This is a genomic window from Roseateles chitinivorans (genome assembly GCF_050632235.1).
Taxonomy (GTDB): domain Bacteria; phylum Pseudomonadota; class Gammaproteobacteria; order Burkholderiales; family Burkholderiaceae_C; genus Roseateles; species Roseateles chitinivorans_A.
The window spans coordinates 75738-100974 of sequence record NZ_CP192584.1; the positions used below are offsets into that span (position 1 = coordinate 75738).

The window sequence follows — 25237 nt, forward strand, 5'->3', positions numbered from 1 at the left end:
GCCACAAGGGCGACGAGAACGGCGCGGTGACGGCAAATGACGCTCCCGCCCGGTTGTCGATGACCGGCAATCGGTAAAGCCGACAAGTAAAGGCTGCCAGCGCCTGTCCGGCAACGCCGCCATGGCGACCGGATTGGCCCGATGATCGGGGGCTCCCACGGCCCACCGGAGTCCGGCACTGGCCGCCGTCCACGACTCGAGGAGAACCTTCGTCTTGATGAACGACCTTGCGAACTTCCTGCAGTTCAGCAGTTGGCCGCCCAAACCCGACTGGCTGTTCTGGGCCTCGCTGACCATGGTGGCCGCCGGGGTGCTCGGCGAATTCGTGAACCGCCGCCTCGGCCTGCCCCGCGTCGTCGGCTACAGCGTCGTCGGCATGGTGCTGGCGGCGCTGGGCCACGGCATCTTCGCCAACGGCGCGCTGGACGCGCGGCTGCGGCTCGTCGTCGATCTCGCGCTGGCGCTGCTGCTGTTCGAGATGGGCTCGCGCGTGAACCTGCGCTGGCTGCGCAACAACAAGGCGCTGCTCGGGGCCAGCGCGGCGGAGGCGCTCGCGTCCTTCGTCGTCGTCGGCATCGGCCTGATGCTGCTGGGCGTCAGCCCGCTGGTGGCGTTCAGCTGCGCGGTGCTGACCATGGCCTCGAGCGCCGCGGTCGTCGGCCGGGTCGGCGCGGAGCTGCGCGCGGCCGGTCAGGTGAGCGAGCGCATGCTCGCGTTGACCTCGCTGAACACGATCTACGGCGTGCTCGCGCACAAGCTGCTGCTGGGCTGGCTGGCGCTGGACCAGAAGGGCGACTGGCTGGAGGCCGTCGCGCAGCCGCTGTATGCCTTCATCGGCTCGATCATCGTGGCCGCGCTGCTGGCACGCCTCACCGCCAACCTGATGCGGCGGCTGGACCTGCGCAACGAGAACTCGGTGCTGATGCTGCTGGGCCTGGTGCTGGTGGCGCTGAGCGTGGCCCGGGTGCTGAACCTGTCGACGCTGCTGGTGCCGCTGCTGGCCGGCATGATCCTGCGCAACACGACCGAACGGCCCTGGGTCTGGCCGCGCCACTTCGGCACGGCGGGCGGGGTGCTGGTGCTGATGCTGTTCGTCGCGGTCGGTTCCGCGTGGACGCTGCAGGCGCTGGCCATGGGCGCGGTGCTGGCCCTGGCGCTGCTGCTGCTGCGTCTGGTGGCCAAGGCGCTGGCGCTGACCGGCATGGCGCGACTGAGCGGCATCGACGCCCGCCAGGGCATCGCGCTGGCCGTGTGCCTGAGCCCGGTGTCCGGCACGATGCTGGTGCTCTTCAGCGAAGTGCAGCTGCACCATCCACAGACTGCGGCGCTGCTCGCGCCCGTCATCCTTTCGACAATCGCCTTGATGGAGCTGGTCGGACCGATCGCCGTGCAGTGGGGCCTGCGCCTCGCCGGCGAGCATCACCCTGAAACGCCTGTAGTCAAGGAGGCTGCGAAGCGATGAGCCTCGAACCATTTGCCATCTCCAAACCCCTGACGATGGGGGTGGAGCTCGAACTCCAGATCGTCAACCGCCACGATTACGACCTGATGCCGGGGTCCAAGGACCTGCTGCGGGTGATGAAGGGCGAGACCGTGCCGGGCGATGTCACGCCCGAGATCACGGACAGCATGATCGAGCTCTGCACCAACGTCTGCACGAACTACGAGCAGGTGCTGGAGCAGCTGACCACCACGCGCGATGCGCTGGTGCGCAGCGCCGACCGGCTCAACCTCGGCCTGTCGGGCGGCGGCACGCACCCGTACCAGCACTGGAGCAAGCAGCGGATCTTCGACAAGCCGCGCTTCCAGGAGATCTCGTCGCTGTACGGCTACCTGAGCAAGCAGTTCACGGTGTTCGGGCAGCACGTGCACATCGGCTGCGAAGGTCCGGACCATGCGCTGCGGCTGCTGCACGGCCTGTCGCGCTTCATCCCGCATCTGATCGCGCTGTCGGCGTCCTCGCCGTACGTGCAGGGCAATGACACGGGCTTCCATTCGGCGCGCTTGAACTCGGTGTTCGCGTTCCCGCTGTCGGGACGCGCGCCCTTCGTGCTGACCTGGGACGACTTCCTGGTGTTCTTCGAGAAGATGACCCACACGGGCGTCGTCAAGAGCATGAAGGACTTCTACTGGGACATCCGGCCCAAGCCCGAATTCGGGACGATCGAGGTGCGGGTGCTCGACACGCCGCTGACGATCGAGAAGGCCTCGGCGCTGGCGGCGCTGATCCAGTGCCTGGCGCGGTGGATCTCGCACGACAAGCCGTTCGAGCTGCACGAGGACGATTACCTGCCCTACACGTTCAACCGGTTCCAGGCATGCCGGTTCGGGCTCGACGGGACCTTCGTCGATCCGAAGAGCGGTGAGCACCGCAGCTTGCGCGAGGACCTGAACGTCACGCTGCACGCGCTGGAGCCGCACGCGGTCGCGCTGAAGGCGGAACCGGCGCTGCGGTATGTCCGCGAGGAGATGCGCTGGCAGGGCAACGACGCGACATGGGCGCGCGGGGTCGTGGAGAAGGAACAGCTGCTGAACGAGCTGGTGCGGCAGCAATGCGAGCGCTGGGCGGGAAGGCCGGTGGGGACGGCGAGGTGATCGACCCGACCGCGGCGACCTTCGCGTAGAAGGTCGCCGCAGAGTTGCTACTCGAGGGCTGGAAGCGCGGCATTCTGCCTGCGTGCCGCTTCAGGCAGCTTGGCGCCCCATCAGCGTGACACGCTGTGTCGACTCCGTCAGCAGGCGCCCCTCCTCCAGCGCCTCACGAATGCCGAACTCCTCCAGGGCATAGACGCCGTGGACGGAGCGCCAGAGAAATCCCTTGTCCTTGAGCGCATCCAGGGCCTGTTGAACGGTCTCGACGTTGATCGGTTCGTCGACATCATTGCCGTCGTCCTGCTCAATCACCAACCGGAAGGTCTCCAAAGTACGGTTCCAGAACGGTACGAAACGCCGGCCCTGTGCGGCCAGCACGCGGAGTACCGCCGACTGAAGCGGGCTGAGCAGTCCGATCAACGCCAGCAGGTTCTGAATGCGCGAATCGGCCCGTGACTCGATGGCCTCGGCAAACACCGCTGCAGCCTCTTCCGGGGTCCAGTTGTCTCGCAAAGCAAGTGCGTTCAGGCCGATCTGCATCCATTCAGGACGGTAGCCCGAGCGCTCGAAGAGCGCGGACAACGCTCCCGCCTTCAACGCCGCGGAGGCCGGTGCACGCTCGCAAATCCAGTTCAGGTAGTCGACTCCGAGCGGCGGAAACTCCTTCATCGGAGCGCAGAAGAATGCCTGATCCTTCCATTCCACCAGCATGGCCAGCTTGTCGCGATTCGATCCGGTGGCCACGATCCGAAGGCCGTGGTGCGGCCCCATGTTCAGCTTGTCCCGAGCGGCCTTCAACGCATAGAGCGCGTTGCTTCCCTTGTCCGTCGTGATCGCATGCTGCGCCTCATCGACGATGAGCACGATCATTCGTTGGCATTCATCTGAGAGCATGGCCAATGCCTTCGCCAACGACACCTGCTTTCCGAGGCCGACCCGATCCATGGTGAAGGCGACCCCACCCATGTTCACTCGCTCCATGCCGGCCGAACGCGCAAAGCGCATGACGACGCTTTCATGCCGAGCGAGCTCTTCGCGGATGGCTTCAACGATGACGTCACCGGGATCCTGGTCGCGCTCCTCCCAGAGGTCAGCGTAGATGACGATAGCGCCGCGGCGCTTCAGCTCGGGGCAGAGGTCCTGCTGCAGGAACGTCGACTTGCCGGTGCGACGACGGGCGCCGAGAAACAGGCCGGACCGTGCAGGTGCAAGGTCGTCGTCCAGGATGTGGGTCGCCAGCTCTTGGGCCAGCGCGGTGCGATGGAAGATGGGCACGGGTTACTTCTCCAGATCGATTCAACGAGGCTGAACGAGATCTCAACCGCCGCTCTCCTTTGTCGAGCCGCAATCGGAATCACGAGTACGCATGCTCTGCGCATCGACCTGATGGACCTCTGATTTAAATCAAAGACTTCTCGCAGTTCCTTCCTAGGTGGGAAGAGGGTCAGGTCTTGTCATTCAGGCTTGCACCAACTTGAAGCGAGCGCCCGATAGAGGTCAAGGCACTTCGGCGATTCCGTCATCAAGAGGAAAGCCGCAACGATCCACTCAAGTTTTCGCTGCCGCATCCCTCTTCGGAGTGTCTTGCGGGCACACGCGCCGCATCTAGACTCGCGCGCTTCGAATTCCGCACTGTCAGAGCACGCCCGTCATGAGTACCCTTTTCGCCACCTTCAGCCTGCTTTCCATGGTCGTCTCGACCATCGCCAGCTTTGGCTGCATCTGGTTCGCCGCAAAGATCGTCGGTGCGAATGAAGCGAGCGTCGGTCGCTGCGCGGCCGCGGGCGTCGTGTCGGTGTTGGTCGTGATTGCTGGCGTGATGCTGCTCGGACCTCTGCGCGGGTTGCTGGTCGCGCCGTTGCTGATGCTGGTAGCCTTCAAGTTCATCCTGGACACCAGCTTCCTGGCTGCCTTCATCATTGGCGTGCTGACCATCGCCTTCCAGACCGGCCTCAGAAAGCTGTTGGCCTGAGCATTTTTGAGATCGCCAGGCGATCTCAAACGGGCGACTCGCCTTCAGCCCTGCGCGTTGAGCGCTTCCAGTTGCTCCGGCGCACCCACATTCGCCCACGGCCCGGTGTACAGCTCCGCCGTCACCGCCCGCGCCTTGATCGCACGGTCCAGGCTGAACCGGATGCGCTGGTGCTCGCCCGGCGTCACGCCGTCGAAGAACGCGCGCTTGTACAGGCCGATGTTGCTGTAGACCTCCAGGTCGCCATCGATGGTCGCGAAGCCTGCCGCGTCGATGCCGAAGTCGCCTGTCGGATGCCGCGGCTGCTTCGGCACGAACCACAGGTGCGCCAGCAGCGGGCTCGCCGCGAAGGCTGCAGCCTTCGACGCGTCGAACTCGAAGTCGGGAATGAAGATGTCCGCCGACACCGCCCAGAACGCGTCGTCGCCGTCCGCGCACAGCAGGTCCAGCGCCGTCGCGATGCCGCCGCCGGTCTCCAGTGCGCGGCCGTAGCGCTCGCCTTCGTGGCTGTAATGCAGCGTCACGCCGAATCGCGCGCCGTCGCCCAGCGTCGCCTCGAACTGCTCGTGCAGCCACGCCGTGTTGATCACGATGTCCCGGATGCCCGCGCACGCGAAAGCCTCGATGTGCCACTCGATCAGCGGCTTGCCGCGCACCTTCAGCAGCGGCTTGGGCGTGTGGTCGGTCAGCGGCCGCATGCGCTCGCCGCGCCCGGCCGCGAGGATCATGGCTCGCATCGATGGGTCCAGAAATTGAGGCCGCGAGTTTAGAGCCCGCTCAGCGATACGCTTTCGGCCACTTTTCGTCACCCCGCGCACACCCGGAAGCCGCTCCCCGGCACCTTCACTAGAATCTCGGGTTTGCCCCAACCCCTGCCCGAGACCAACACCATGGCCGAGACCAGCGCTGCCGTCGTCACCCCGAACACCACCCAGATGGCCAACGCCATCCGTGCCCTGGCGATGGACGCCGTCCAGCAGGCCAACTCCGGCCACCCGGGCGCCCCCATGGGCATGGCCGAGATCGCCGTCGCGCTGTGGAAGCGCCACCTGCGCCACAACCCGGCCAACCCGCAGTGGGCCGACCGCGACCGCTTCGTGCTGTCCAACGGCCACGGCTCGATGCTGATCTACGCCCTGCTGCACCTGACCGGCTACGACCTGCCGCTCGCCGAGCTCAAGGCCTTCCGCCAGATGCACTCCAAGACCCCGGGCCACCCGGAAGTCGGCATCACCCCCGGCGTCGAGACCACCACCGGCCCGCTCGGCCAGGGCATCACCAACGCCGTCGGCTTCGCGCTGGCTGAAAAGCAGCTCGCCAAGGAATTCAACCGCGACGGCCACACCATCGTCGACCATCACACCTACGCCTTCCTCGGCGACGGCTGCCTGATGGAAGGCATCAGCCATGAAGCCTGCTCGCTGGCCGGCTCGTGGAAGCTGAACAAGCTGATCGCGATCTACGACGACAACGGCATCTCCATCGACGGCCAGGTCGGGCCCTGGTTCGGCGACGACACCGCCAAGCGCTTCGCCGCCTACGGCTGGAACGTCGTCGGCCCGGTCGACGGCCATGACGTCGACGCCGTCGACGCCGCCATCGCGCTGGCCAAGACCAGCAAGGACAAGCCGTCGCTGATCATCGCGAAGACCCACATCGGCAAGGGCAGCCCGAACCGCGCCAACACCTCCAAGGCCCACGGCGAGCCGCTGGGCGCCGAGGAAATCAAGCTGACCCGCGAAGCGCTGGGCTGGTCGCACGAGCCCTTCGTGCTGCCCGCCGAGGTCTACGCCGACTGGGACGGCAAGGACGCCGGCACCGGCTTCGAGAAGGCCTGGGACGAGAAGTTCGACGCCTACGCCACGCAGTTCCCGGAACTGGCCGCCGAGTTCTCGCGCCGCATCGCCGGCGTGCTGCCGCCCAACTTCGCCGACATCGCCGCGCAGGCCGTCATCGGCGCGCACGAGAAGGCCGAGACCGTCGCCTCCCGCAAGGCCAGCCAGATCGCGCTGGAAGCCTTCACCGCCGCGATGCCCGAGCTGCTGGGCGGCTCGGCCGACCTGACCGGCTCCAACCTGACCAACACCAAGAGCACGCCCGCCTTCCGCCTGGAAGAGGACGGCAGCTCCAACGGCGGCCGCCACATCAACTACGGCGTGCGTGAGTTCGGCATGGCCGCGATCATGAACGGCGTCGCGCTGCACGGCGGTTTCATCCCCTACGGCGGCACCTTCCTGACCTTCAGCGACTACAGCCGCAACGCCATCCGCATGGCCGCGCTGATGAAGCAGCGCGTCATCCACGTGTTCACGCACGACTCCATCGGCCTGGGCGAAGACGGCCCGACCCACCAGTCCGTCGAGCACGTCTCCAGCCTGAGACTGATCCCGGGCCTGGACGTCTGGCGTCCCGCTGACACCGCTGAAACGGCGGTGGCCTGGACGCTGGCCCTGGCCAACAGCCAGCGCCCCAGCGTGCTGGCGCTGAGCCGCCAGAACCTGCCTTACCTGAAGAAGTCGGGCGAGGCCGTCGACGCCATCACCACCGGCGGCTACGTGCTGAGCGAGCCGGCCGACGTCGGCCTGAAGAAGAAGGCGCAAGCGGTGCTGATCGCCACCGGCTCGGAAGTGCAGCTGGCCATCGCGGCCCAGCAGCAGCTGGCCGTGGCCGGCATCCCGGTGCGCGTCGTCTCGATGCCCTGCTCGAGCCTGTTCGACCGCCAGGACGCCAAGTACAAGAAGAGCGTGCTGCCGGAAGGCCTGCCGCGCGTCGCCATCGAGGCCGGCGTGACCGACCTGTGGTGGAAGTACGGCGTGTCCGCCGTCGTCGGCCTGGACACCTACGGCGAATCGGCCCCGGCCAACGTGCTGTTCAAGCACTTCGGCTTCACGCCCGAGAACGTCGTCGACACCGTCAAGGTGGTGCTGGGCAAGGCGCGCCTGAAGTAATCGACGCCGGCACGGGTCGTCACCGCGGCGGCCTCGCGCCGCGCGGCGCAGCAAGGGGTGCTTCGGCACCCCTTCTTCGTTTCATCACCGGCTTTCCGGCTCGTCACGCGCATTCCCTGCGCCGCCCATCACCGGGAGGACTCATGAAGCATGGTTGGTCCCTGTCCGCCATCATTGCGGGCGTGTTGCTGCTGTTCTCCGGCCCGATCTACGATCGCACCCGGTCCCCGCCGCCTGACGTGCCGGCACAGGCCGGCCTCACTGTCGCGCAAGGCAGGGCCGCGCAGCAGAGGGAGCTCACCCGCAAGCCTCGCAGCGGCGACCTCCCCGTCTCGACGTTTGTCGAACTGACGATCCAGACGTCGTCAGGGTGGGTGATCGTGAGCATTCCGAAGGACTGGGCCGGCGACGCCTTCCGTGATCTGCAAGGCGAGAGCGTCAAGGTCGGTTACGACCCCGCCGCCAAGAACCTGCTGTACGAGCTGCACAGGGGCTCGCAGGAGATCCTGCGCTACGACCAGGTCGTGGCCATGCGTCGCCAGACGCTGTCCAGCGCCGCCGAGGGACGGAAGAACCTGCCCTGGCTTGGCCTCGGCGTGATCGGTATCGGCTTGCTGGGCTTCGTGCTCGGTCGTCACCGCGATTGACGCGACCTCTCGCACCGCGCCTCTGAGAATCGATACGGCGAATCGGCCCCGGCCAACGTGCTGTTCAAGCACTTCGGCTTCGCGCCGGAGAACGTCGTCGACACCGTCAAGGTGGTGCTGGGCAAGGCGCGCCTGAAGCAAACCGCGACCGCTTCGATGAACGTCAGCAAAGGGGTGCCTCAGCACCCTATTTTTTCGTTGGCGCACGCCGACGGCCTCCGGCAAGGCCTGACCCTTCGTCCCCCGTTTCCCTGACTGGATCTTCACGCCCCAGCGCCTAGACTGCGCCCGCCCGCCGGCGGCACGACCGCGCGGCGGAAACAGGGACAAGATCAACAAGAGGAACACGATGACACGGCTCTCCTTCGCCGCCGCGGCGGGCGCGCTCGGCCTGCTGACCGCCTTGCTCGCGGGCGGCTCCGCCCACGCCCAGCAGAACGACATCAGCCTGCTTCCGGAAGACCCCGCGACCAGCCCGTTGCGCTGCCTGCAGCAGCCTGCCGCCCCGATCGAGTACCCCGCCGAGTCGCGGCGGCTCGAACTCGGTGGCACGGTGCGCGTCGGCTTGAGCTTCGGCGCCGCCGACCGGGCGCCGGACGTCGAGGTGCTCGCACGCTTCGCCGACGAACGCATCGTCAACGCCGTGCGCGCCTACGTCGCCGCCTATCGCCTGCCCTGCCACGTCGCCGGCCAGGCGCCGCTGCGCGCCGTCCAGACCTTCATCTTCCGCCCGCACGAACTCCGGCCCGTCACCTGGTCCCTGCCCGTCAGCGACGAGGATCCCGCGCGCCAGCGGGCCATGCGCAGCTGCCTGCGCACACCGGCCGACAAGCTGGAGCTCCACACGTCGAAGTTCGACCGCAAGACCGTCAGCAACACCTTCGTGCGGCTGACCTTCACCGCGCCGGACCAGCCGCCGCAGACCGAGGTGCTCTACGGCTCCACCAGCGGCAACACGCAGGACGCCTTCCTGGAACGCGCCCGCGAGTACCGCCTGCCCTGCCTTGCCCCCGACGCGCGGCCGGTGACCTTCATCCAGCAGTTCGTCCTGCGCGTCAACGACGCGGGCAGGTCCTCCTTCAAGGACGAGGTCAGCCTCGGCGAGTTCCTGTCCAACATCAAGGGCATCCGGGAGCAGCAGGCGGACTTCGACTTCAACACGATGAACTGCCCCTTCACCGTGGCCTGGAGCCTGGGCAAGCCGGCGATGCCCAATCGCGTGGGCGAGATCGGCGGCGGACACGACAGCAACCGCACCGAGTTCCTCGCCTGGCTCGCGGGGCTGGAGATGGATCTCAAGCCGGAGCGCTTCGAACGGCTGCTCGGCCGCACGGTGCGCATCAACGTCGGCTGCGGTCCGTTGCGGCTGCAGCCGGCCGCCACGACGGGCGCCGCCGCGCCCTGACCGCCCCGGCCATGTAACCGCCCTGTCGCCGGCGGTGAAACCCGGTAACCCGTTCGGAACGCCGGCCGTCGACTATCTGTTCAAATCGAGGGTTCCCGGCGACCCAGCCCGCTGCCTCGCAGCCCTGCTCGGCACGCCGGACCGAACACCTCCGCGGCACGACGTCCACTGGCTGGGCGACGCGCCCATGACGTCATCGATTCATTTCACTCGCAGGAGACTTTCCTCATGACCATCAAGATCGGTATCAACGGGTTCGGTCGCATCGGCCGCATGGTGTTCCGCGCCGCCGTGGCGAACTTCAAGGACATCCAGATCGTCGCCATCAACGACCTGCTCGAGCCCGATTACCTGGCCTACATGCTCAAGTACGACAGCGTCCACGGCCGCTTCGACGGCGACGTGGCGGTCGACGGCAACACGCTGATCGTCAACGGCCAGCGCATCCGCCTGACCCAGGTCAAGGATCCCGCCGAGCTGAAGTGGAACGAAGTCGGCGCCGACATCGTCGTCGAAGCCACCGGCCTGTTCCTGACCAAGGAAACCGGCGAGAAGCATCTGACCGCCGGCGCCAAGAAGGTGATCATGTCGGCCCCGTCCAAGGACGACACCCCGATGTTCGTCTACGGCGTCAACGACAAGACCTACGCCGGCCAGGCCATCATCTCCAACGCCAGCTGCACCACCAACTGCCTGGCCCCGCTGGCCAAGGTGCTGAACGACAAGTGGGGCATCAAGCGCGGCCTGATGACCACGGTGCACGCCACCACCGCCACGCAGAAGACCGTCGACGGCCCGTCCAACAAGGACTGGCGCGGCGGCCGCGGCATCCTCGAGAACATCATCCCGTCCTCGACCGGTGCCGCCAAGGCCGTGGGCGTCGTGATCCCCGAGCTGAACAAGAAGCTGACCGGCATGTCCTTCCGCGTGCCGACCTCCGACGTCTCCGTCGTCGACCTGACCGTCGAGCTCAACAACAACGCCACCTACGCCGAGATCTGCGCCGAAATGAAGGCCCAGAGCGAAGGCGCCCTGAAGGGCGTGCTGGGCTACACCGAGGACAAGGTCGTTGCCACCGACTTCCGCGGCGACCCGCGCACCTCGATCTTCGACGCCGACGCCGGCATCGCCCTGGACGGCACCTTCGTCAAGCTGGTGTCCTGGTACGACAACGAGTGGGGCTACTCGAACAAGGTGCTCGAGATGGTCAAGGTCGTCGCCAAGTAAGGCGAACCCAGCGATCGGGGCGGTCTCTCTGCCGCCTTCCCGAAGCCCCGCCCTGGCGGGGCTTTTTCGTTTCCGCCTCGGCGCCCCGAATGCGCTGACTGGCAGCCCGGAATCCGCGCGGATACGATCGGTCACCAATTTCCAGCGTGCCGGCCTCTCCTTGCGTGAGGAATCCCCCTTTGGAGGTGGCGTCTGGCAGCAACTGTGTCGTGGCATTAGCAATTTCTTAGCGACCTCCCCCTAAACTGGTCAGCTCAGTTTTGTGGAGTTTCCGCATGTCCGTGCTGTGTTTGCCGAAGCGTCTGGCCGCTGCCCTCGCCGTACTCGCGTTGTTCGGAATCGGCACCGCCGGCGCGGTCACCAAGACCGCCCTCAGACCTGATCAGCAACCCGACTTCGCGCGGGTGATCGTGCGCTTCAAGGCGCAGGCGGATGCGGTCAAGGCAAGACCGCTCGCCATGCGGGCCAGCTCTGCCGAAGCGAAGGACATCGCGCAGGTGCGCGGCACGACGCTGGGCCTGCGGCACGCCGCCACGCTGCAGGCGCGCCGCAGCCTGGACAGCCGCACCCACGTCTACACCGCCAACGGCATGAGTTCGGCCGAACTCGCCAAGCGGCTGGCGGCCGACAGCGACGTGGAATCGGTCGAGGTCGACCGCTGGTGGAAGCATTTCTCCGTGCCCAACGACCCGCTGTACGCGACCGCCGCGCAGAACGGCGTCACCGCCGGCCAGTGGTACCTGAAGGCGCCGGACTCGACGGTGCTGTCCTCGATCAACGCGCCGACCGCCTGGGACAAGGCGACCGGCACGGGCGTCGTGGTCGCGGTGCTCGACACCGGCGTGCGCATGGACCATCCGGACCTGGCGGGCCAGTTCGTCGGCGGCTACGACATCATCGGTTTCGGCAGCAAGAGCGACGCCACCTCGGTGGCCGCTGCCAATGACGGGGACGGCCCCGACAGCGATCCGAGCGATCCCGGCGACTGGGTGAGTCAGGCCGACATCGACAGCGGTCGCCTCGGCACCAGTTGCACGGCCGACGACATCGGCAATGGCACCAGCTCCTGGCACGGGACGCGCGTGTCGGGTTTGATTGCTGCAGTCGCCAACAATGGTCAGGGCATGGCCGGACTGGCCTATGGCGCCAAGATCCAACCCGTGCGGGTCCTCGGCAAGTGCGGAGGCTGGGCGTCGGACATCGCTGCGGGAATTCGATGGTCCGCAGGCGTCTCGGTGCCCGGCCTGCCGACCAACAGCACGCCAGCAAAGGTCATCAACTTGAGCCTGGGCGGCGACGGTGCCTGCGCTTCCAACTCGGAGTACCAGTTGGCGATCAATGCAGCGGCTGCGGTAGGCGCCACGGTAGTTGCAGCTGCTGGTAACGGTGTTGAAAACGACGATCCGACGAAAGAAGGGGGTCGCTGTTGGAACGCCAGCCAACTGCTCGGGCGTCATCGCAGTGGCCGGCTTGCGCCACGCTGGCACCAAGGTCGGGTTTTCCAACCTCGGCCCTCAAGTGACGATCAGCGCGCCGGGCGGAAACTGCATCAACTTGACCGGCCCCTGCTTGTACGCAATCCTGTCCACGACCAATGGTGGCTCGACGACCCCGGTCGCGGCCAGCAACGCCTTCAACTACACCGGCACCGGCACGAGCTTCTCCACGCCGCTGGTCAGCGCCACGATCGCGCTGATGCTGCAGGTGGATCCGACGCTGACACCGGCGAAGATCAAGGCCGCGTTGCAGTCGTCGGCCCGGGCCTTCCCGCCGGCCGCCGCGGGTGTCGCGCAGTGCGTGGCCGGCAACAGCACGCAGCCGCAGCTCGAATGCAACTGCACGACGAGCACCTGCGGCGCGGGCATGCTGGATGCGAATGCGGCGGTCGTTGCGGTCACGCCGACGACACCCACTACGCCGACGACTCCGACAACCCCGACCACGCCCACCGACACGTCGTCGGGTGGTGGCGGTGGTGGCGCGATGAGCGGTCTGTGGCTGGCTGCGCTGGCCCTGGCGATCGTGGCGCTGCGCTGGCCGAGGCCGCGTCCGGCCAAGATCCGCTCGAAGTAAACGAGCCAAAGACCCACAAAGTCCCCGGTAGCAAAACCGGGGCCGTACGGAAATGGTGGGGGACGGTGAGGCGTGAGGTTTCAGCGCTTGCCGCTGGGGCCTCATGCCTCGGCGGCCAACGCGCCGGACAAGTCAGGTGGGCGTTCTCCCGCAAGTGGGGAACACGGCCAGAAGCTTCAGTACTTCCGCCGCCGCTGGCCCTCACCCCTGCCCTCTCCCGCGAGCGGGAGAGGGAGCATCCTCCACCGCTGCCTCTCCCAGGGAGAACCTCCACCGCTGTCTGCGTTTGACACGGTTGCTCTCACGCAAGCGGGAGAGGGAGACCTTGCATCCAGCACTGCGCGTTGCTCTCGTTTGAAAGCGAGAGAGGGTCAGGCCTTGCCGTCAGCGGCTCGCGCCCGACCCTGATCCGTTAGCGGCGCTTGCCGGGGCGGACGCGGCGGGCGCCTGCACCGCGCAGTCCTTGCGCTTCTCGCCCCACGGCGGATTGGCCAGTGCATTCAGCTTCCCGGACTGGGTGCCGTCCAGCCGTGCCAGTCGCAGCGTCGTCTGCTGCAGCGGCTCCTGCAGCCGCATCACGCGCAGGCCCTTGTAGTTGCGCTTGGTCATGCCGTCGAGTGCAGCCAACGCGGCCGCTTCGCTGTCGTGCTTGCTGAGCACCAGCGTGGGCTGCTCGTCGGGGAAGCCTTGCAGCGGCTCGAAGGCGATCTTGGCCCCGCGGTAGGTCTCTTCCTTGCGTTCGCGGAAGTCCTTGCTGGGCATCTTGATCGTGGCCAGCGCCCACACGCCGCCGCTGTTGACGGCCGTGGTCTCGATCGAGGACGCAGGGATCCCGGCCCCTGACAGCGCCGCATTCGCGCGCTTGAGCAGCTCATCGCCGATCAGCGGGCCCAGTTCCAGGCAGGACCGCGCCGCGAGCTGCGTGACGGCCGTCTGGTTGAGCAGCGCCAGCCGCTCCGGATTGATCTGCTGGTCCAGGCGCGGCGCGGCGGGTGCCATGCCGGCGACCCATCCCTTGTTCCACGCGAACACCAGCACGTTGACGACGAAGAGCAGGACGACCGCGGCGCGCAGCATCGTGGCTTACCCCTGTCCGGCGGAGGCGCCGCCGAGCCGCACGCTGACTTCTCCGCCGCTCACCGTCTGGCGGCCCTGCGGGGTGTCGATCAGCAGTTCACCGCGATCGTTGACGCCCGCGCCCGTCCCTTCCAGCAGCCCGGCGGTGATCGCCTTGCCCTGCAGCAGGTCGCGGCGCGAGAAGCGCTCGCGCCAGGCGCCGAAGCCGCTCTGCGGGAACGCCGCCAGCGCCTTCACCAGCACCGGCGCCAGCCGCGCCAGCGCCTCCGGCGGCGTGACGTCGGGGATCAGTTCCTGCAGGCAGGCGAAACCGGTGTTGAGCTGCGATTCCGCGACTTTCGCGCGGTCCGACACGTTCAGGCCCACGCCGACGACCGCCATGCGCGAACTGCCGGCGGGCACCGTCTCGATCAGGATGCCGCCGAGCTTGCGCTCGTCCAGCCACAGGTCGTTGGGCCACTTCAGGCCCAGGCGGCTGCCGTCCGGGTCGAGCGCCTCGGCGATCGCCGCGCCGACGACCAGCGACAGCCCGGACCAGTCCGCGACCTCCACCGGCATCGACAGCGAGAAGGTCAGCGACGCGCCGGCCGTGCTGTGCCAGGCGCGGCCCTGCCGGCCCCGGCCGTGGGTCTGGTGCTCCGCGATCAGCAGGCAGGGGTGCAGGTCGTGCTGGCGGCGCCCGTACGGACGATCGCCGGCACGGCCAGCCGCCACGGTGCCCTCGTCGCGGCGCACGCGCTCGATCAGCGTGGCGTTGGTCGATTCGACCCGCGCCAGCACCTCGATGCTGAGCCCCGGCAGCAACGGCTCCAGGTCTTGCCACAGGGCCTCTGCGCCCCAGTTCTGATGTTCTTGCATCGCCGCGAATGTGATCCTGCGATCCCGTCTTTGGTCTTCCCGGGCCGAGCTGCCCGGTGGTCGTGAATGGCCGGAGTCTAGAGGGAGATGACCCCCACCCGGGGGCCCGCACCATGAATCGGTGGCTGTAGGACCTGACAGGGTCCCGCGGCGACCGCCAACCCCTCCGGCGCGCCCGGACCGCCGTTCAGCGCTTCCTGTCCTTGGGCGCCAGCATCGTGCCCCGGCAGCCCGGCGTGCCGCACCGGCATTCGAACCGCTTCTTCAGCTTGGGCGTATAGCGCTCGTCGATCACCAGACCATAGTCGTAGAACAGCTCCTCGCCAGGGGAAATGTCCGTCAACGCATGGATGAACACCCGGCCGTCGATCTCCCGCGCCTCGCAGTTGGGGCTGCAGGCATGGTTGATCCAGCGCGCCTGGTTGCCGTCGACCGCCGCGTCGATGACCCCGCCGGTCTCAAGGTGAAAGTAGAAGGTATGGTCCGGCTGCGACGGATCGTGCGGATGACGTTCCAGCGCCTCGTCCCAGTCGATGCGCTCGCCCTTGTATTCGATCAGTTTCTCGCCGGCCTGCAGCGGCACCAGGGCGTACACGCCGCGGCCGTGCACGCCGGAGGCCCGGACCTGGATCCGGGCGCCGCGCTTCGTGGCGGGCGGCGCGACGGCGGTGTCGGCGGGGGCGGGAACACTCGGAGCGGGGCGCGGTTGCGGCATGGAGCGAGTCCGGTACATTGAATTCATGGGTGCGCGCGCGTGTACACACGTACGTAGGCGCGTGAGCGCGCGAGGCCGGATTGTAGGCAGACGTTCATGAACATCTTGGACGCCTGAACGAAGAGGAAAGAAGCAAGCGCATGAGCAAGGCATTGGTGATCGCGGAAAAGCCGTCGGTGGCCCAGGACATCGTCAAGGCGCTGACCGCGCTGTCGGGCAAGTTCGAGAAGCACGACGAGTATTTCGAGAACGACGACTACGTCGTCAGCTCCGCCGTGGGCCACCTGGTGGAGATCAAGGCGCCGGAGGAGTTCGACGTCAAGCGCGGCAAGTGGAGCTTCGCCCACCTGCCGGTGATCCCGCCCCACTTCGATCTGAACCCGATCGACAAGAGCAAGGGGCGCCTCAACGCGCTCGTCAAGCTGATCAAGCGCAAGGACGTGACCTCGCTGATCAACGCCTGCGACGCGGGACGCGAAGGGGAGCTGATCTTCCGCCTGATCGTCCAGTACGCCGGCACGGCCAAGGCGCAGGTGACCAAGCCCGTGAGCCGGTTGTGGCTGCAGTCGATGACGCCGCAGGCGATCCGCGACGGCTTCGAGCAGCTGCGCAGCGATCAGCAGATGCTGCCGCTGGCCGATGCGGCGCGCTGCCGCTCGGAAGCCGACTGGCTGGTGGGCATCAACGGCACGCGGGCGATGACCGCGTTCAACTCGCGCGACGGCGGTTTCTTCCTGACCACCGTGGGCCGGGTGCAGACGCCGACGCTGTCCATCGTGGTCGAGCGCGAGGAGAAGATCCGCAAGCACGTGTACCGCGACTACTGGGAAATCCGCGGCAACTTCGACGCCGAGGCCGGCCAGTACGAGGGCAAGTGGTTCGATCCCGCGTTCAAGAAGAACGCCGAGGATCCGGAGCAGCGCGCCGACCGCGTGTGGACCCAGGCCGAGGCCGATGCGATCGCCGCCGCCGCGCTGGGCCAGCCCGCCACGGTGACCGAGGAATCCAAGCCCAGCACGACGGCCAGCCCCGGCCTGTACGACCTGACGACGCTGCAGCGCGAGGCCAACTCGCGCTTCGGCTTCTCGGCCAAGACGACGCTGGGCCTGGCGCAGGCGCTGTATGAGAAGCACAAGGTGCTGACCTACCCGCGGACCGACTCGCGCTACCTGCCCGAGGACTACCTGATCGTGGCCCAGGACACGGCGCGCATGATCGCCAGCGCGACCATGCCCGGCCCGTTGCAACCGCTGGCGCAACACGCGCGCACGGCACTGGACAAGGGCTACATCAAGCCGACGAAGAAGGTCTTCGACAACGCCAAGGTGTCGGATCACTTCGCGATCATCCCGACGCTGCAGGCGCCCAGCAGCCTGACCGAGGCCGAAGCCAAGCTCTACGACATGGTCGTCAAGCGCTTCCTGGCCGTGTTCTTCCCACCGGCCGAGTTCCAGGTCACGACGCGGATCTCGACGGTGAAGACCGCGGAGAAGTCGTATGCATTCCAGACCAACGGCAAGGTGCTGGTGAAGCCGGGCTGGCAGGCCGTCTACGGCAAGGAAGCCACCGACGAGAACGCCGAACCGGGCACCAGCGGCGCGATGCTGGTGCCGGTGAAGGCCGGCGAGGTCGTGCGCACCGAAAGCACCGACGTGAAGGCGCTGGTGACCAAGCCGCCGGCGCGCTACACGGAAGCGACGCTGCTGTCGGCGATGGAAGGCGCGGGCAAGCTGGTCGACGACGACGAGCTGCGCGAGGCCATGGCCGAGAAGGGCCTGGGCACGCCGGCCACGCGCGCCGCGATCATCGAAGGCCTGCTGGCCGAGAAGTACATGCTGCGCGAAGGCCGGGAGATGATCCCGACCGCCAAGGCCTTCCAGCTGATGACGCTGCTGCGCGGCCTGGGCGTCGACGAGCTGTCCAAGCCCGAGCTGACCGGCAACTGGGAGTTCCAGCTGTCCGAGATGGAGAAGGGCCGCCTCAAGCGCGAGGACTTCATGGCCGAGATCGCCGCGATGACCGAGAAGGTCGTGCGCAAGGCCAAGGAATACGACCGCGACACCATCCCCGGCGACTACGCGACGCTGAAGACGCCGTGCCCGAAGTGCGGCGGCGTGGTCAAGGAGAACTACCGCCGCTTCACCTGCACCGGCAAGAGCGGCAATGCGGAAGGCTGCGGCTTCTCCATCCCCAAGATCCCGGGCGGCCGCAGCTTCGAGCTGGCCGAGGTGGAGACCTTCCTGCGCGACAAGAAGGTCGGCCCGCTGGAGGGCTTCCGCTCCAAGGCAGGCTGGCCCTTCACGGCCGAGCTGGCGCTGGTCTTCGACGCCGAGATCGACAACTGGAAGCTGGAGTTCGACTTCGGCGAGGACGCCAAGAAGGCCGAGGAGAACGGCGAGCCGGTGGACTTCAGCGGCCACACCGCGCTGGGGCATTGCCCGAAGTGCAACGGCCGCGTCTTCGACTTCGGCAGCAACTACGTCTGCGAGCACGCGGTCGGCGACAAGATCACCTGCGACTTCAAGAGCGGCAAGATCATCCTGCAGCAGCCGATCGAGGCCGAGCAGATGACCAAGCTGCTGGCGACCGGCAAGACGGACCTGCTGGAGAACTTCGTCTCCAACAAGACGCGCCGCAAGTTCAAGGCCTTCCTCGCCTACGACAAGAAGGAAGGCAAGGTGATGTTCGAGTTCGAGCCGCGCGCCGCCAAGCCGGGCGCGAAGACGGCCGGGAAGCCGGCCGCCAAGGCTCCCGCGAAGACAGCGGCTAAAACCGCCGCCAAGACCGCCGCAAAACCGGCGGCCAAGAAGGTCGCCGCGAAGAAGGCGACGGCCAAGGGCTGAGCGCCTTTCCGGACTGTCCTCGAGGCGCCCCGCGGGGCGCCTTTTCATGGCGATCGCACCGGGTGATCGCACCGGGGTTCACCCCTGTCGGCGTCAGCGCAGGAAGCCGTCCCCGCCCAGCGCGGGCTGCGCCCGCAGCCCCGCGGCCATGTGGTCGATCAGCAGCCGCAGCGGCGCGGGGACGCGCCGTCCCGCGGCATGCACGAGATGGACCGGCGCGGCGGGCCGTTCGTGGTCCGCCAGCACGATGCGCAGCCGGCCGTCGCGCAGCTCGTCCACGACCTGGTAGATCTGGCAGCGCACCAGCCCCACCCCGGCCACCGCCGCCGCGATGCCCGCGGCGTTGTCGTTGACCATCAGCGTCGGCGTCAGCGCCAGCACGCCGTCGCGCAGGCGCCAGGGCGTCATGTTCTGGCCGTCGAAGTAGCTGGCCACGATGCGATGGTCGGCGAGTTCCCGCGGCGTGCGGGGCTCGCCGGCGCGCGCCAGGTAGTCCGGGGACGCCACGATCACCCGCCGCATCGCGCCCACAGGCACGGCGGTCAGGCCGGAATCCGGCAGGTGGGCGATCCGCACGGCCAGGTCCTGCGCCTCTTCCAGCAGCGACACGACGCGGTCGACGAGCAGCAATTTCAGCCGGATCCGCGCATGCGCCTGGAGGAAGCTGGTCGCCAGCGGCGCGACATGCCGGCGCCCGAACATCGACGGCGCCGTCAGCGACAGCAGCCCCGTCGGCTCGGTTTGCGCGCCGGCGGCCGCGGCCTCCGACTCGTCGAGATCGCCCAGGATGCGGCGGCAATCGATGACGAAACGCTCGCCGGCCTCCGTCAGCCGGACCGAGCGCGTGCTGCGCTGGAACAGCTGCACGCCGAGGCGTTGCTCCAGCGACGCGATGGCGCGCGTCGCCGCGGGCGCCGAGCAGCCGAGACGGCGCGCGGCGGCGGCGAAGCTCTGCGTGTCGGCCACGGCGACGAAGCAGCGCAAGCGGTCGAGCTGGTCCATGGACCACGCCGCGGCTGAGGAAAGCGGCGCCTCATTATTTCGACAGCTGCAATTCTGAATGATCTCCGATTCAGATTCTCACCATCGACTGCAAGAGATACGGTACGGGCTTCCAACGACCTCTCCGCCGGAGCCCTCCCCGATGAACGCCCCCGTCCTCCGCCCGTCCGCCCCGTTCCGCCTGCACCGCGTGGCGGCGTCCGGCCATTGCCATCGCGTCGAGCTGCTGCTCTCCCTGCTCGACCTGCCGTACACGGTGGTCGACATCAGCCTGCGCGATGGCGATCAGCGGCTGCCCGCCTTCGTCGCGATGAATCCGCTGAGCCAGGTGCCGGTGCTGGAGGACGGCGACCTCGTGCTGCCGGAAAGCAACGCCATCCTGGTCTACCTCGCCACGCGGTACGCGCCCGAGGCCGGCTGGCTGCCGCGCGACGCGGTCGAGGCGGCCTGGCAGCAGCGCTGGTTCAGCCTGTCGGTGAGCCTGCTCGGACCGGGCGCGGCGACGCCGCGCTTCCGCGCGCTGAATGGTCTTGAGGTCGACCCCGCCTCGCTGGCGCTGGGGCATCGGCTGTTCGCGATGGTCGAGGAGCAGCTCTCGCGCACGGCCTTCCTCGTCGCCGGCCGGCCGACGCTGGCCGACGTGACCTTTTACGGCTACACGGCCCAGGCGCCCCTGGGCGGCGTGTCGCTGGGCGACTACCCGCGGCTGCGCGGCTGGCTGGCGCGCATCGAGGCGCTGCCCGGCTTCAAGCCGCTGCCCGACAGGTTCTGAGGCCGGGCCATGGACACGACCTGGCACCCCGGCGAACAGGCCCTGCAGGAAGCGGTCGGCGTCCGCGAGCGCATGGCCGAGATCGGTGCACAGGTCGTCCGTGACCACATGCCCGACCAGCACCGCGAGCTGTTCGCCAAGCTGCCCACGATGCTGCTCGGCGCGATCGACGCCGCCGGCCAGCCCTGGGCGACGATGCTGGCGGGGCCGCCCGGCTTCGTCACGACGCCGGATGCCCGGACGATGGCGCTGGCGACGGCGCTCGACGGACAGGATCCCGCGCTCGCCGCATTGCGGGCGCGGGGTCCGGGCGCGCCGGTGGGGCTGCTCGGCCTCGAACCGCACACGCGGCGGCGCAACCGGATGAACGGGCGCCTGATCTCGCTGTCGAGCGAAAGCCTGTCGGTCGGCGTGGTGCAGAGCTTCGGCAACTGCCCGAAGTACATCCAGGCGAGGGATCCCCTGGCCTGGGACGACACCCCGCCCGACCTGGCGCAGCCGCTGGACGCGGCGCTCGACGACGGCGCGCTGGCGCTGATCGAGGCGGCGGACACCCTGTTCATCGCCAGCGCCTCGGCGCCGGTGCCCGGCGACGGGCGCTCGGACGGCGTGGACGTCTCGCACCGGGGCGGCCCGCCGGGGTTCCTCCGGATCCAGCGCCGGCTGGACGGCGGCATCGCGCTCTGGATGCCGGAGTTCCCCGGCAACCGCTTCTTCATGACGCTGGGCAACCTGCTGCGCCACCCGCGCGCGGGACTGCTGATCCCGGACTACGCCCGCGGCGAGCTGCTGCACCTGGCCGCCGACGCCGCCGTCACCTGGAACGACGAGGTGAAAGGCCTGACCCTGCGCCTCACCGGCGGCCTGCGCCGCCGCGGCGCCCTCCCCTGGCGCTGGAGCGAGGCGCGGCTGGCGCCGCAGTTCACCGCCGCGCCGCCGTCAGCACCGCGTTAGTCCGCGGTCCGGCGCAGGCGGGCGCGCCAGAGGACCTTTCGCGCTCCCCCAAATCGCAACCCGTGAAATCCTGGGGGGTCGGTTCGTGCCTCAATCCCCGGACGCGCCTCGCATTTGCGCGACACTCGACCGCAAACAATTCTGCGATTCAGGAGAGGGCATGCGGTCATGGGTCGATCGACGCTGAGCATCCAGACGCGGCTGGTCGCCGCGCTGAGCCTCAGCGCGACGGTGCTGGTGGGCTTGATCGGCCTGTACTGGGTCGACCGCCACGAGCACGAACTCAACACGGCGCTGGTCGAGCGCCAGCAGCGCATGGCGCAGCTGGTCGCGCGCGGCTTCGCGGAGCCGGTCTGGAACCTGGACAGCGCCGCGCTGTCGGAACTGCTGGACGCGGTGATGGCGGATCCGGAGGTCCAGTCGATCACGCTGGCCGCGCCCGGGCTGGAAACGCTGCAGCGCACGCGCCAGACGCCGGCCGTCCGTCCCCTGACGCTGGAGTTCGAACTCAGCCACCGCGCCGGGACGCAAGGCCCGGCGGGCGCGCTGGGCCGCGCGACGCTGGTGTACACGCGCAGCTACATCGACCAGACGCTGGGCGAGACGCGCCGGCTGGTGGCCAGCCTGCTGGCGACGGTGCTGCTGGCGATCGCGATCACGAGCTACGTGCTGGTGCGGCGGCTGGTGGAGCGCCCGGTCTCGCGCTTGCGCGGACTGGCCCAGCGGGTCGCGAGCGGCGAGCTCGGCGCGCACATCGAGCCCGAACACGCCGACGAGATCGGCGACCTGACCGAGCAGCTCAACGCGATGAGCGGCAAGCTGCGCGACTTCGCCGAAGGGCTGCGCAGCAGCGAGCAGCGCTACCGCAGCCTGTTCGAGAACGCGGCCGAAGGCATCTTCCAGGCCGACGGCCACGGGCGGCTGCTGCGCGTGAACAAGGCGCTGGCGCAGATGCTGGGACTGGGCCGTCCCGAGGACGCGCAAGGCGTGACCCTGCGTCGCATGGTGCGCATCGAGCGCCACGAGTACCGCCGGCTGGCACGCGCGCTGGAGCGGCACCGGCTGCTGCAGCAGGTGCCGCTGCTGGTGACGACCCGCGACGGCCGCGACCTGTGGGTCGAACTCAGCCTGCACCTCGTGCTCGACGGCGCGCCGCGCATCGAGGGCCTGGTCAGCGACATCACGCTGCGGCGCCAGGCGGAGCAGGAGCTGACGCAGCATCGCGACCATCTCGAGGAGCTGGTCACCGAGCGCACCGTCGAGCTGTCCCAGGCCAAGCAGCGCGCGGAGGCCGCGAACCAGGCCAAGAGCCGCTTCCTGGCCACGATGAGCCACGAGTTCCGCACGCCGCTGAACGCGATCCTCGGCTTCGCGCAGCTGCTGCAGATGGACCGCTCGCTCACGGAAGCGCAGCAGCATCGCATCCGCCTGATGCGCGAATCGGGCGAACACCTGCTGGTGCTGATCACCGACCTGCTGGACGTCGCCAGCATCGAGGCCGGCAAGCTGACGCTGCAGCTGAGCCCGCTCGACCTGCGGGCGCTGCTGGAGATCTGCAGCGAATCGATGCGGCCGCGCGCGGCCGAGAAGGGCCTGACCTTCGCCGTGCAGCTGGACCCGCAACTGCCCTCGCGCGTGCGGGCGGACGGGCAGCGGCTGCGGCAGGTGCTGCTCAACCTGCTCTCCAACGCGGTGAAGTTCACCGACCAGGGCCGCGTCGGCCTGGCCGTCGACATCGTCGCGCAGGGACCCAGCAGCCTGATGCTGCGCTTCACCGTCTCCGACACCGGCATCGGCATGGCGCCGGAGCAGATGGACCGCCTGTTCCAGCCGTTCGAGCAGGTCGCCGACCAGTCGCGCCGCACCGGCGGCACCGGGCTCGGACTCGCGATCAGCCAGCAGCTGGTGCGGCTCATGGGCGGAGAGATCACGGTCGAGACCTCGCCGGATGAGGGCAGCCGGTTCAGCTTCGCGCTGGAACTGCCGTTGGCGTCCTGAGACGGACTCTCGGACTTCGCTTCGCCAAGCGCGGGCTCTCCACGGGGCATGGGGCGCCCCTCCAGGGACCCCAAGCCCCATTCCGGCCCCAGTGGCGATCGTTGACCTCATGTGGAACGGCGGCTGCTGTGCGGGCGGCGCGCGGGTCTCTCGCGCCGGGCGGCATACTGCTTCGCCATGACTGCCGTCCTGTTCTACAAGCTGCTGGCGATCTTCATCGCCGCGGGCATGGGCTGGTTCGTCGGGCACATGCGCTGGCTGGGCAAGGCCGGCGGCGAGAACGACCCGGCCCGGATCCTCTCGAACATCGCGTTCTACCTGTTCGTCCCCGCGCTGATGTTCCGCACGACCGCGCGCGTGGAGATCTCGGCACTGCCCTGGCTCACCGTGGCCGCGTTCTTCGCGCCGGTGGTGCTGATGCTGGTCGCCGTCTACCTGTACGAACGCAAGCGCCATCCCGAGAGCCCCGCCGCCCCGGCCGTGCGCAGCATCACCGCCAGCTTCGGCAACACGCTGCAGGTTGGCGTGCCGCTGGTCGCCGGCGTGTTCGGCGAGAGCGGCCTCGCGGTCCACATCACCGTGGTCAGCCTGCATGCGCTGACGCTGCTGACCATCGCCACCGTCCTCGTCGAGATGGACCTCGCCCGCCACACGAGCGGCGGCGCGAGCCTGAAGCGCACCCTCCTCACGACGATGCGCAACACCGTCATCCATCCGGTGGTGCTGCCGGTGCTCTGCGGTTTCGCGTGGCACGCCACCGGGATCCCGCTGCCGGCCGTGCTCGACGAGGTGCTGCAGATGCTCGGCAGCGCGGTGGTGCCGCTGTGCCTGGTGCTGATCGGGATGTCGCTGTCCTATTACGGCATGCCGCGCGGGGCGATGCGCACGCTGCTCGGCCTGGCCGCGCTCAAGCTGCTGGTGCTGCCCGCGCTGGTGCTGGGCATCGCGCACTGGGGCTTCGGGCTGTCGGGCATGCCGCTCGCCGTCATCGTCATGATGGCCGCGCTGCCGCCGGGATCGAACGCGATGATGTTCGCGCAACGCTACCGGACGCTGGAGGCCGAAGCCTCCGGCGCGATCGTGCTGGGCACGCTGCTGTTCGCGGCCACGGCGCCGATCTGGCTGGCGATCCCGGCGTGGCTGACCTGAGCCTCCGCTGCCGGTCTCCGATTCCGGACGCAGGAACGAACCCAAGGACGAGCACAAGGACGACATGACGGCATCGATGATCCCTTCACACGCGGCCTCCCCTTCGCCTTCGTCCGCGGCGACGAAGTCGCGCCGGAGATCCTCCACGCCGCGTTCACCGGTGCGTTCGCCGATTACCTGATCGGCCCGTTCCAGATCCCGCTCGCGCAGTGGCCGATGTTCCTCGCGCGCCAGGGCGTCGACCTGCCGCTGTCGCGCGTCGCGCTCGACGCGAGCGGCGCACCGCTGGCGTTCGCGTTCGTCGCCCCGCGGCCGGTGTCGACCCGGTGGCGTCTCGCGACCATGGGCGCCCTGCCCGCCGCGCGGGGTACCGGCGCGGCACCCGCGCTGCTCGACGACGTCATCGCCCGCGCAGCCGCTGCCGGCATGCGGGCCGTGGAGCTCGAAGTCTTCGCGCAGAACGAGCGCGCGCGACGCCTGTATGAGGGACGCGGCTTCCGGAAGCAGCACGACCTTTTCGGCTTCGTGGCCGAGCCCGGCACGATCGCGCCATCGACGGGCGGCACGCTCCACGCGATCGACATGCCGCACCTGCTGGGCTGGCTGGAAGCCGCCGAGCACCGCATCCCCGACCTGCCGCTGCAGGTCACCGCGGCCACGATCCGGCATGGCATCGACTACCACGGCTGGCAGACCGCCGACAGCCAGATCGTCTTCAGCCTCCCCGACGAGACCATCATGGTCCACAGCTTCATCGCCCCGCGAGAGGCCGACGCCCGCGCGCTGATCCAGGCCCTCGCCGCCGTGTACCCTGAGCGTCGTCTGCGCGTGCCGCAGTTGCAGCGCGAAGACCTCGGCGGTGCGGCGCTGCGCGCGCTCGGCGCCGACCCGCTGCCGCTCCATCAGCAGCTGATGCTGCGCCCGCTTTGACGCGGGCTCGGACGAAGCGCCTTGACGATGTCTCGCCCTGACGGGACGTTCATGGGGCCTTGACGTGGATCCGGC

At 68.4% G+C, this 25237-nt stretch carries 21 protein-coding genes and 1 pseudogene; 16 read left to right on the forward strand and 6 right to left on the reverse strand.

The window, feature by feature from the left end:
• The first annotated feature begins 217 nt into the window (after nt 1-217).
• Nucleotides 218-1462 carry a cation:proton antiporter gene (locus ACQ859_RS00230; RefSeq protein WP_431264104.1) on the forward strand — a complete coding sequence of 415 codons (1245 nt, stop codon included), beginning with the start codon at nt 218-220 and terminating at the stop codon, nt 1460-1462.
• The gene (locus tag ACQ859_RS00235) at nt 1459-2595 is read left to right on the forward strand and encodes a YbdK family carboxylate-amine ligase (RefSeq protein WP_431260279.1); all 1137 of its coding nucleotides are present in this window, start codon (nt 1459-1461) and stop codon (nt 2593-2595) included. Before ACQ859_RS00230 ends, ACQ859_RS00235 begins: the two co-directional genes overlap by 4 nt.
• 90 nt (nt 2596-2685) lie before the next feature.
• On the opposite strand, the gene ACQ859_RS00240 is transcribed toward ACQ859_RS00235, so the two are convergent.
• Nucleotides 2686-3867 carry an ATP-binding protein gene (locus tag ACQ859_RS00240; RefSeq protein WP_431264105.1) on the reverse strand — a complete coding sequence of 394 codons (1182 nt, stop codon included), beginning with the start codon at nt 3865-3867 and terminating at the stop codon, nt 2686-2688.
• Between the two features lie 376 nt (nt 3868-4243).
• Here ACQ859_RS00240 and ACQ859_RS00245 point away from each other — a divergent pair, with 376 nt between their 5' ends.
• Nucleotides 4244-4564 carry a hypothetical protein gene (locus ACQ859_RS00245; protein WP_431264106.1) on the forward strand — a complete coding sequence of 107 codons (321 nt, stop codon included), beginning with the start codon at nt 4244-4246 and terminating at the stop codon, nt 4562-4564.
• 44 nt (nt 4565-4608) lie between these two features.
• On the opposite strand, the gene ACQ859_RS00250 is transcribed toward ACQ859_RS00245, so the two are convergent.
• On the reverse strand, nt 4609-5301 hold the full coding sequence (locus ACQ859_RS00250) for a nucleotidyltransferase family protein (protein ID WP_431264107.1): 693 nt from the start codon (nt 5299-5301) through the stop codon (nt 4609-4611).
• A gap of 153 nt (nt 5302-5454) precedes the next feature.
• On the opposite strand from ACQ859_RS00250, the gene tkt reads away from it, so the two are divergent.
• From tkt to ACQ859_RS00285, 7 genes and pseudogenes are all read left to right on the forward strand, one after another.
• Complete coding sequence (gene tkt / locus ACQ859_RS00255) at nt 5455-7512, forward strand: transketolase (RefSeq protein ID WP_431266696.1); 2058 nt, start codon at nt 5455-5457, stop codon at nt 7510-7512.
• A 182-nt stretch (nt 7513-7694) separates the two neighbouring features.
• Entirely contained in the window at nt 7695-8159 is a 465-nt protein-coding gene (locus tag ACQ859_RS00260; RefSeq protein ID WP_431264108.1) for a hypothetical protein, read from the forward strand.
• Nucleotides 8160-8216: 57 nt separating this feature from the next.
• Entirely contained in the window at nt 8217-8414 is a 198-nt protein-coding gene (locus tag ACQ859_RS00265) for a hypothetical protein (protein WP_431264109.1), read from the forward strand.
• 94 nt (nt 8415-8508) lie between these two features.
• Nucleotides 8509-9564, forward strand: a complete 1056-nt coding sequence (locus ACQ859_RS00270; protein WP_431264110.1) for a hypothetical protein — start codon at nt 8509-8511, stop codon at nt 9562-9564.
• A gap of 228 nt (nt 9565-9792) precedes the next feature.
• Nucleotides 9793-10791, forward strand: a complete 999-nt coding sequence (gap, locus tag ACQ859_RS00275; protein WP_067281231.1) for a type I glyceraldehyde-3-phosphate dehydrogenase — start codon at nt 9793-9795, stop codon at nt 10789-10791.
• 590 nt (nt 10792-11381) lie between these two features.
• A pseudogene (locus tag ACQ859_RS00280) lies at nt 11382-12173 on the forward strand (S8 family serine peptidase); the annotation flags it as partial.
• A gap of 79 nt (nt 12174-12252) precedes the next feature.
• The gene (locus ACQ859_RS00285; protein WP_431266697.1) at nt 12253-12864 is read left to right on the forward strand and encodes a S8 family serine peptidase; all 612 of its coding nucleotides are present in this window, start codon (nt 12253-12255) and stop codon (nt 12862-12864) included.
• A gap of 384 nt (nt 12865-13248) precedes the next feature.
• On the opposite strand, the gene ACQ859_RS00290 is transcribed toward ACQ859_RS00285, so the two are convergent.
• The 3 genes from ACQ859_RS00290 to ACQ859_RS00300 form a co-directional block, all read right to left on the reverse strand.
• The gene (locus tag ACQ859_RS00290) at nt 13249-13941 is read right to left on the reverse strand and encodes a hypothetical protein (protein ID WP_431264111.1); all 693 of its coding nucleotides are present in this window, start codon (nt 13939-13941) and stop codon (nt 13249-13251) included.
• A gap of 6 nt (nt 13942-13947) precedes the next feature.
• Nucleotides 13948-14799 carry a biotin--[acetyl-CoA-carboxylase] ligase gene (locus ACQ859_RS00295; protein WP_431264112.1) on the reverse strand — a complete coding sequence of 284 codons (852 nt, stop codon included), beginning with the start codon at nt 14797-14799 and terminating at the stop codon, nt 13948-13950.
• Between the two features lie 187 nt (nt 14800-14986).
• A complete protein-coding gene (locus ACQ859_RS00300; RefSeq protein ID WP_431264113.1) occupies nt 14987-15514 on the reverse strand; it encodes an SET domain-containing protein in 528 nt (175 codons plus the stop codon).
• Nucleotides 15515-15654: 140 nt separating this feature from the next.
• Between ACQ859_RS00300 and ACQ859_RS00305 the strand changes: the two genes are divergently transcribed.
• Nucleotides 15655-18357 carry a DNA topoisomerase III gene (locus tag ACQ859_RS00305; protein WP_431264114.1) on the forward strand — a complete coding sequence of 901 codons (2703 nt, stop codon included), beginning with the start codon at nt 15655-15657 and terminating at the stop codon, nt 18355-18357.
• Nucleotides 18358-18450: 93 nt separating this feature from the next.
• On the opposite strand, the gene ACQ859_RS00310 is transcribed toward ACQ859_RS00305, so the two are convergent.
• Nucleotides 18451-19359: a LysR family transcriptional regulator gene (locus ACQ859_RS00310; RefSeq protein ID WP_431264115.1), complete on the reverse strand. Its 909-nt coding sequence runs from the start codon at nt 19357-19359 to the stop codon at nt 18451-18453.
• Between the two features lie 142 nt (nt 19360-19501).
• Here ACQ859_RS00310 and ACQ859_RS00315 point away from each other — a divergent pair, with 142 nt between their 5' ends.
• The 5 genes from ACQ859_RS00315 (at nt 19502) to ACQ859_RS00335 (ending at nt 25162) form a co-directional block, all read left to right on the forward strand.
• Nucleotides 19502-20131 carry a glutathione S-transferase family protein gene (locus tag ACQ859_RS00315; protein WP_431264116.1) on the forward strand — a complete coding sequence of 210 codons (630 nt, stop codon included), beginning with the start codon at nt 19502-19504 and terminating at the stop codon, nt 20129-20131.
• Nucleotides 20132-20140: 9 nt separating this feature from the next.
• On the forward strand, nt 20141-21085 hold the full coding sequence (locus tag ACQ859_RS00320) for a pyridoxamine 5'-phosphate oxidase family protein (protein ID WP_431264117.1): 945 nt from the start codon (nt 20141-20143) through the stop codon (nt 21083-21085).
• Nucleotides 21086-21253: 168 nt separating this feature from the next.
• Nucleotides 21254-23083, forward strand: coding sequence for an ATP-binding protein (locus ACQ859_RS00325; protein ID WP_431264118.1), 1830 nt, complete (start codon nt 21254-21256; stop codon nt 23081-23083).
• 177 nt (nt 23084-23260) lie between these two features.
• Complete coding sequence (locus ACQ859_RS00330) at nt 23261-24232, forward strand: AEC family transporter (protein WP_431264119.1); 972 nt, start codon at nt 23261-23263, stop codon at nt 24230-24232.
• Nucleotides 24233-24448: 216 nt separating this feature from the next.
• Complete coding sequence (locus ACQ859_RS00335) at nt 24449-25162, forward strand: GNAT family N-acetyltransferase (RefSeq protein ID WP_431264120.1); 714 nt, start codon at nt 24449-24451, stop codon at nt 25160-25162.
• Nucleotides 25163-25237: the final 75 nt, after the last annotated feature.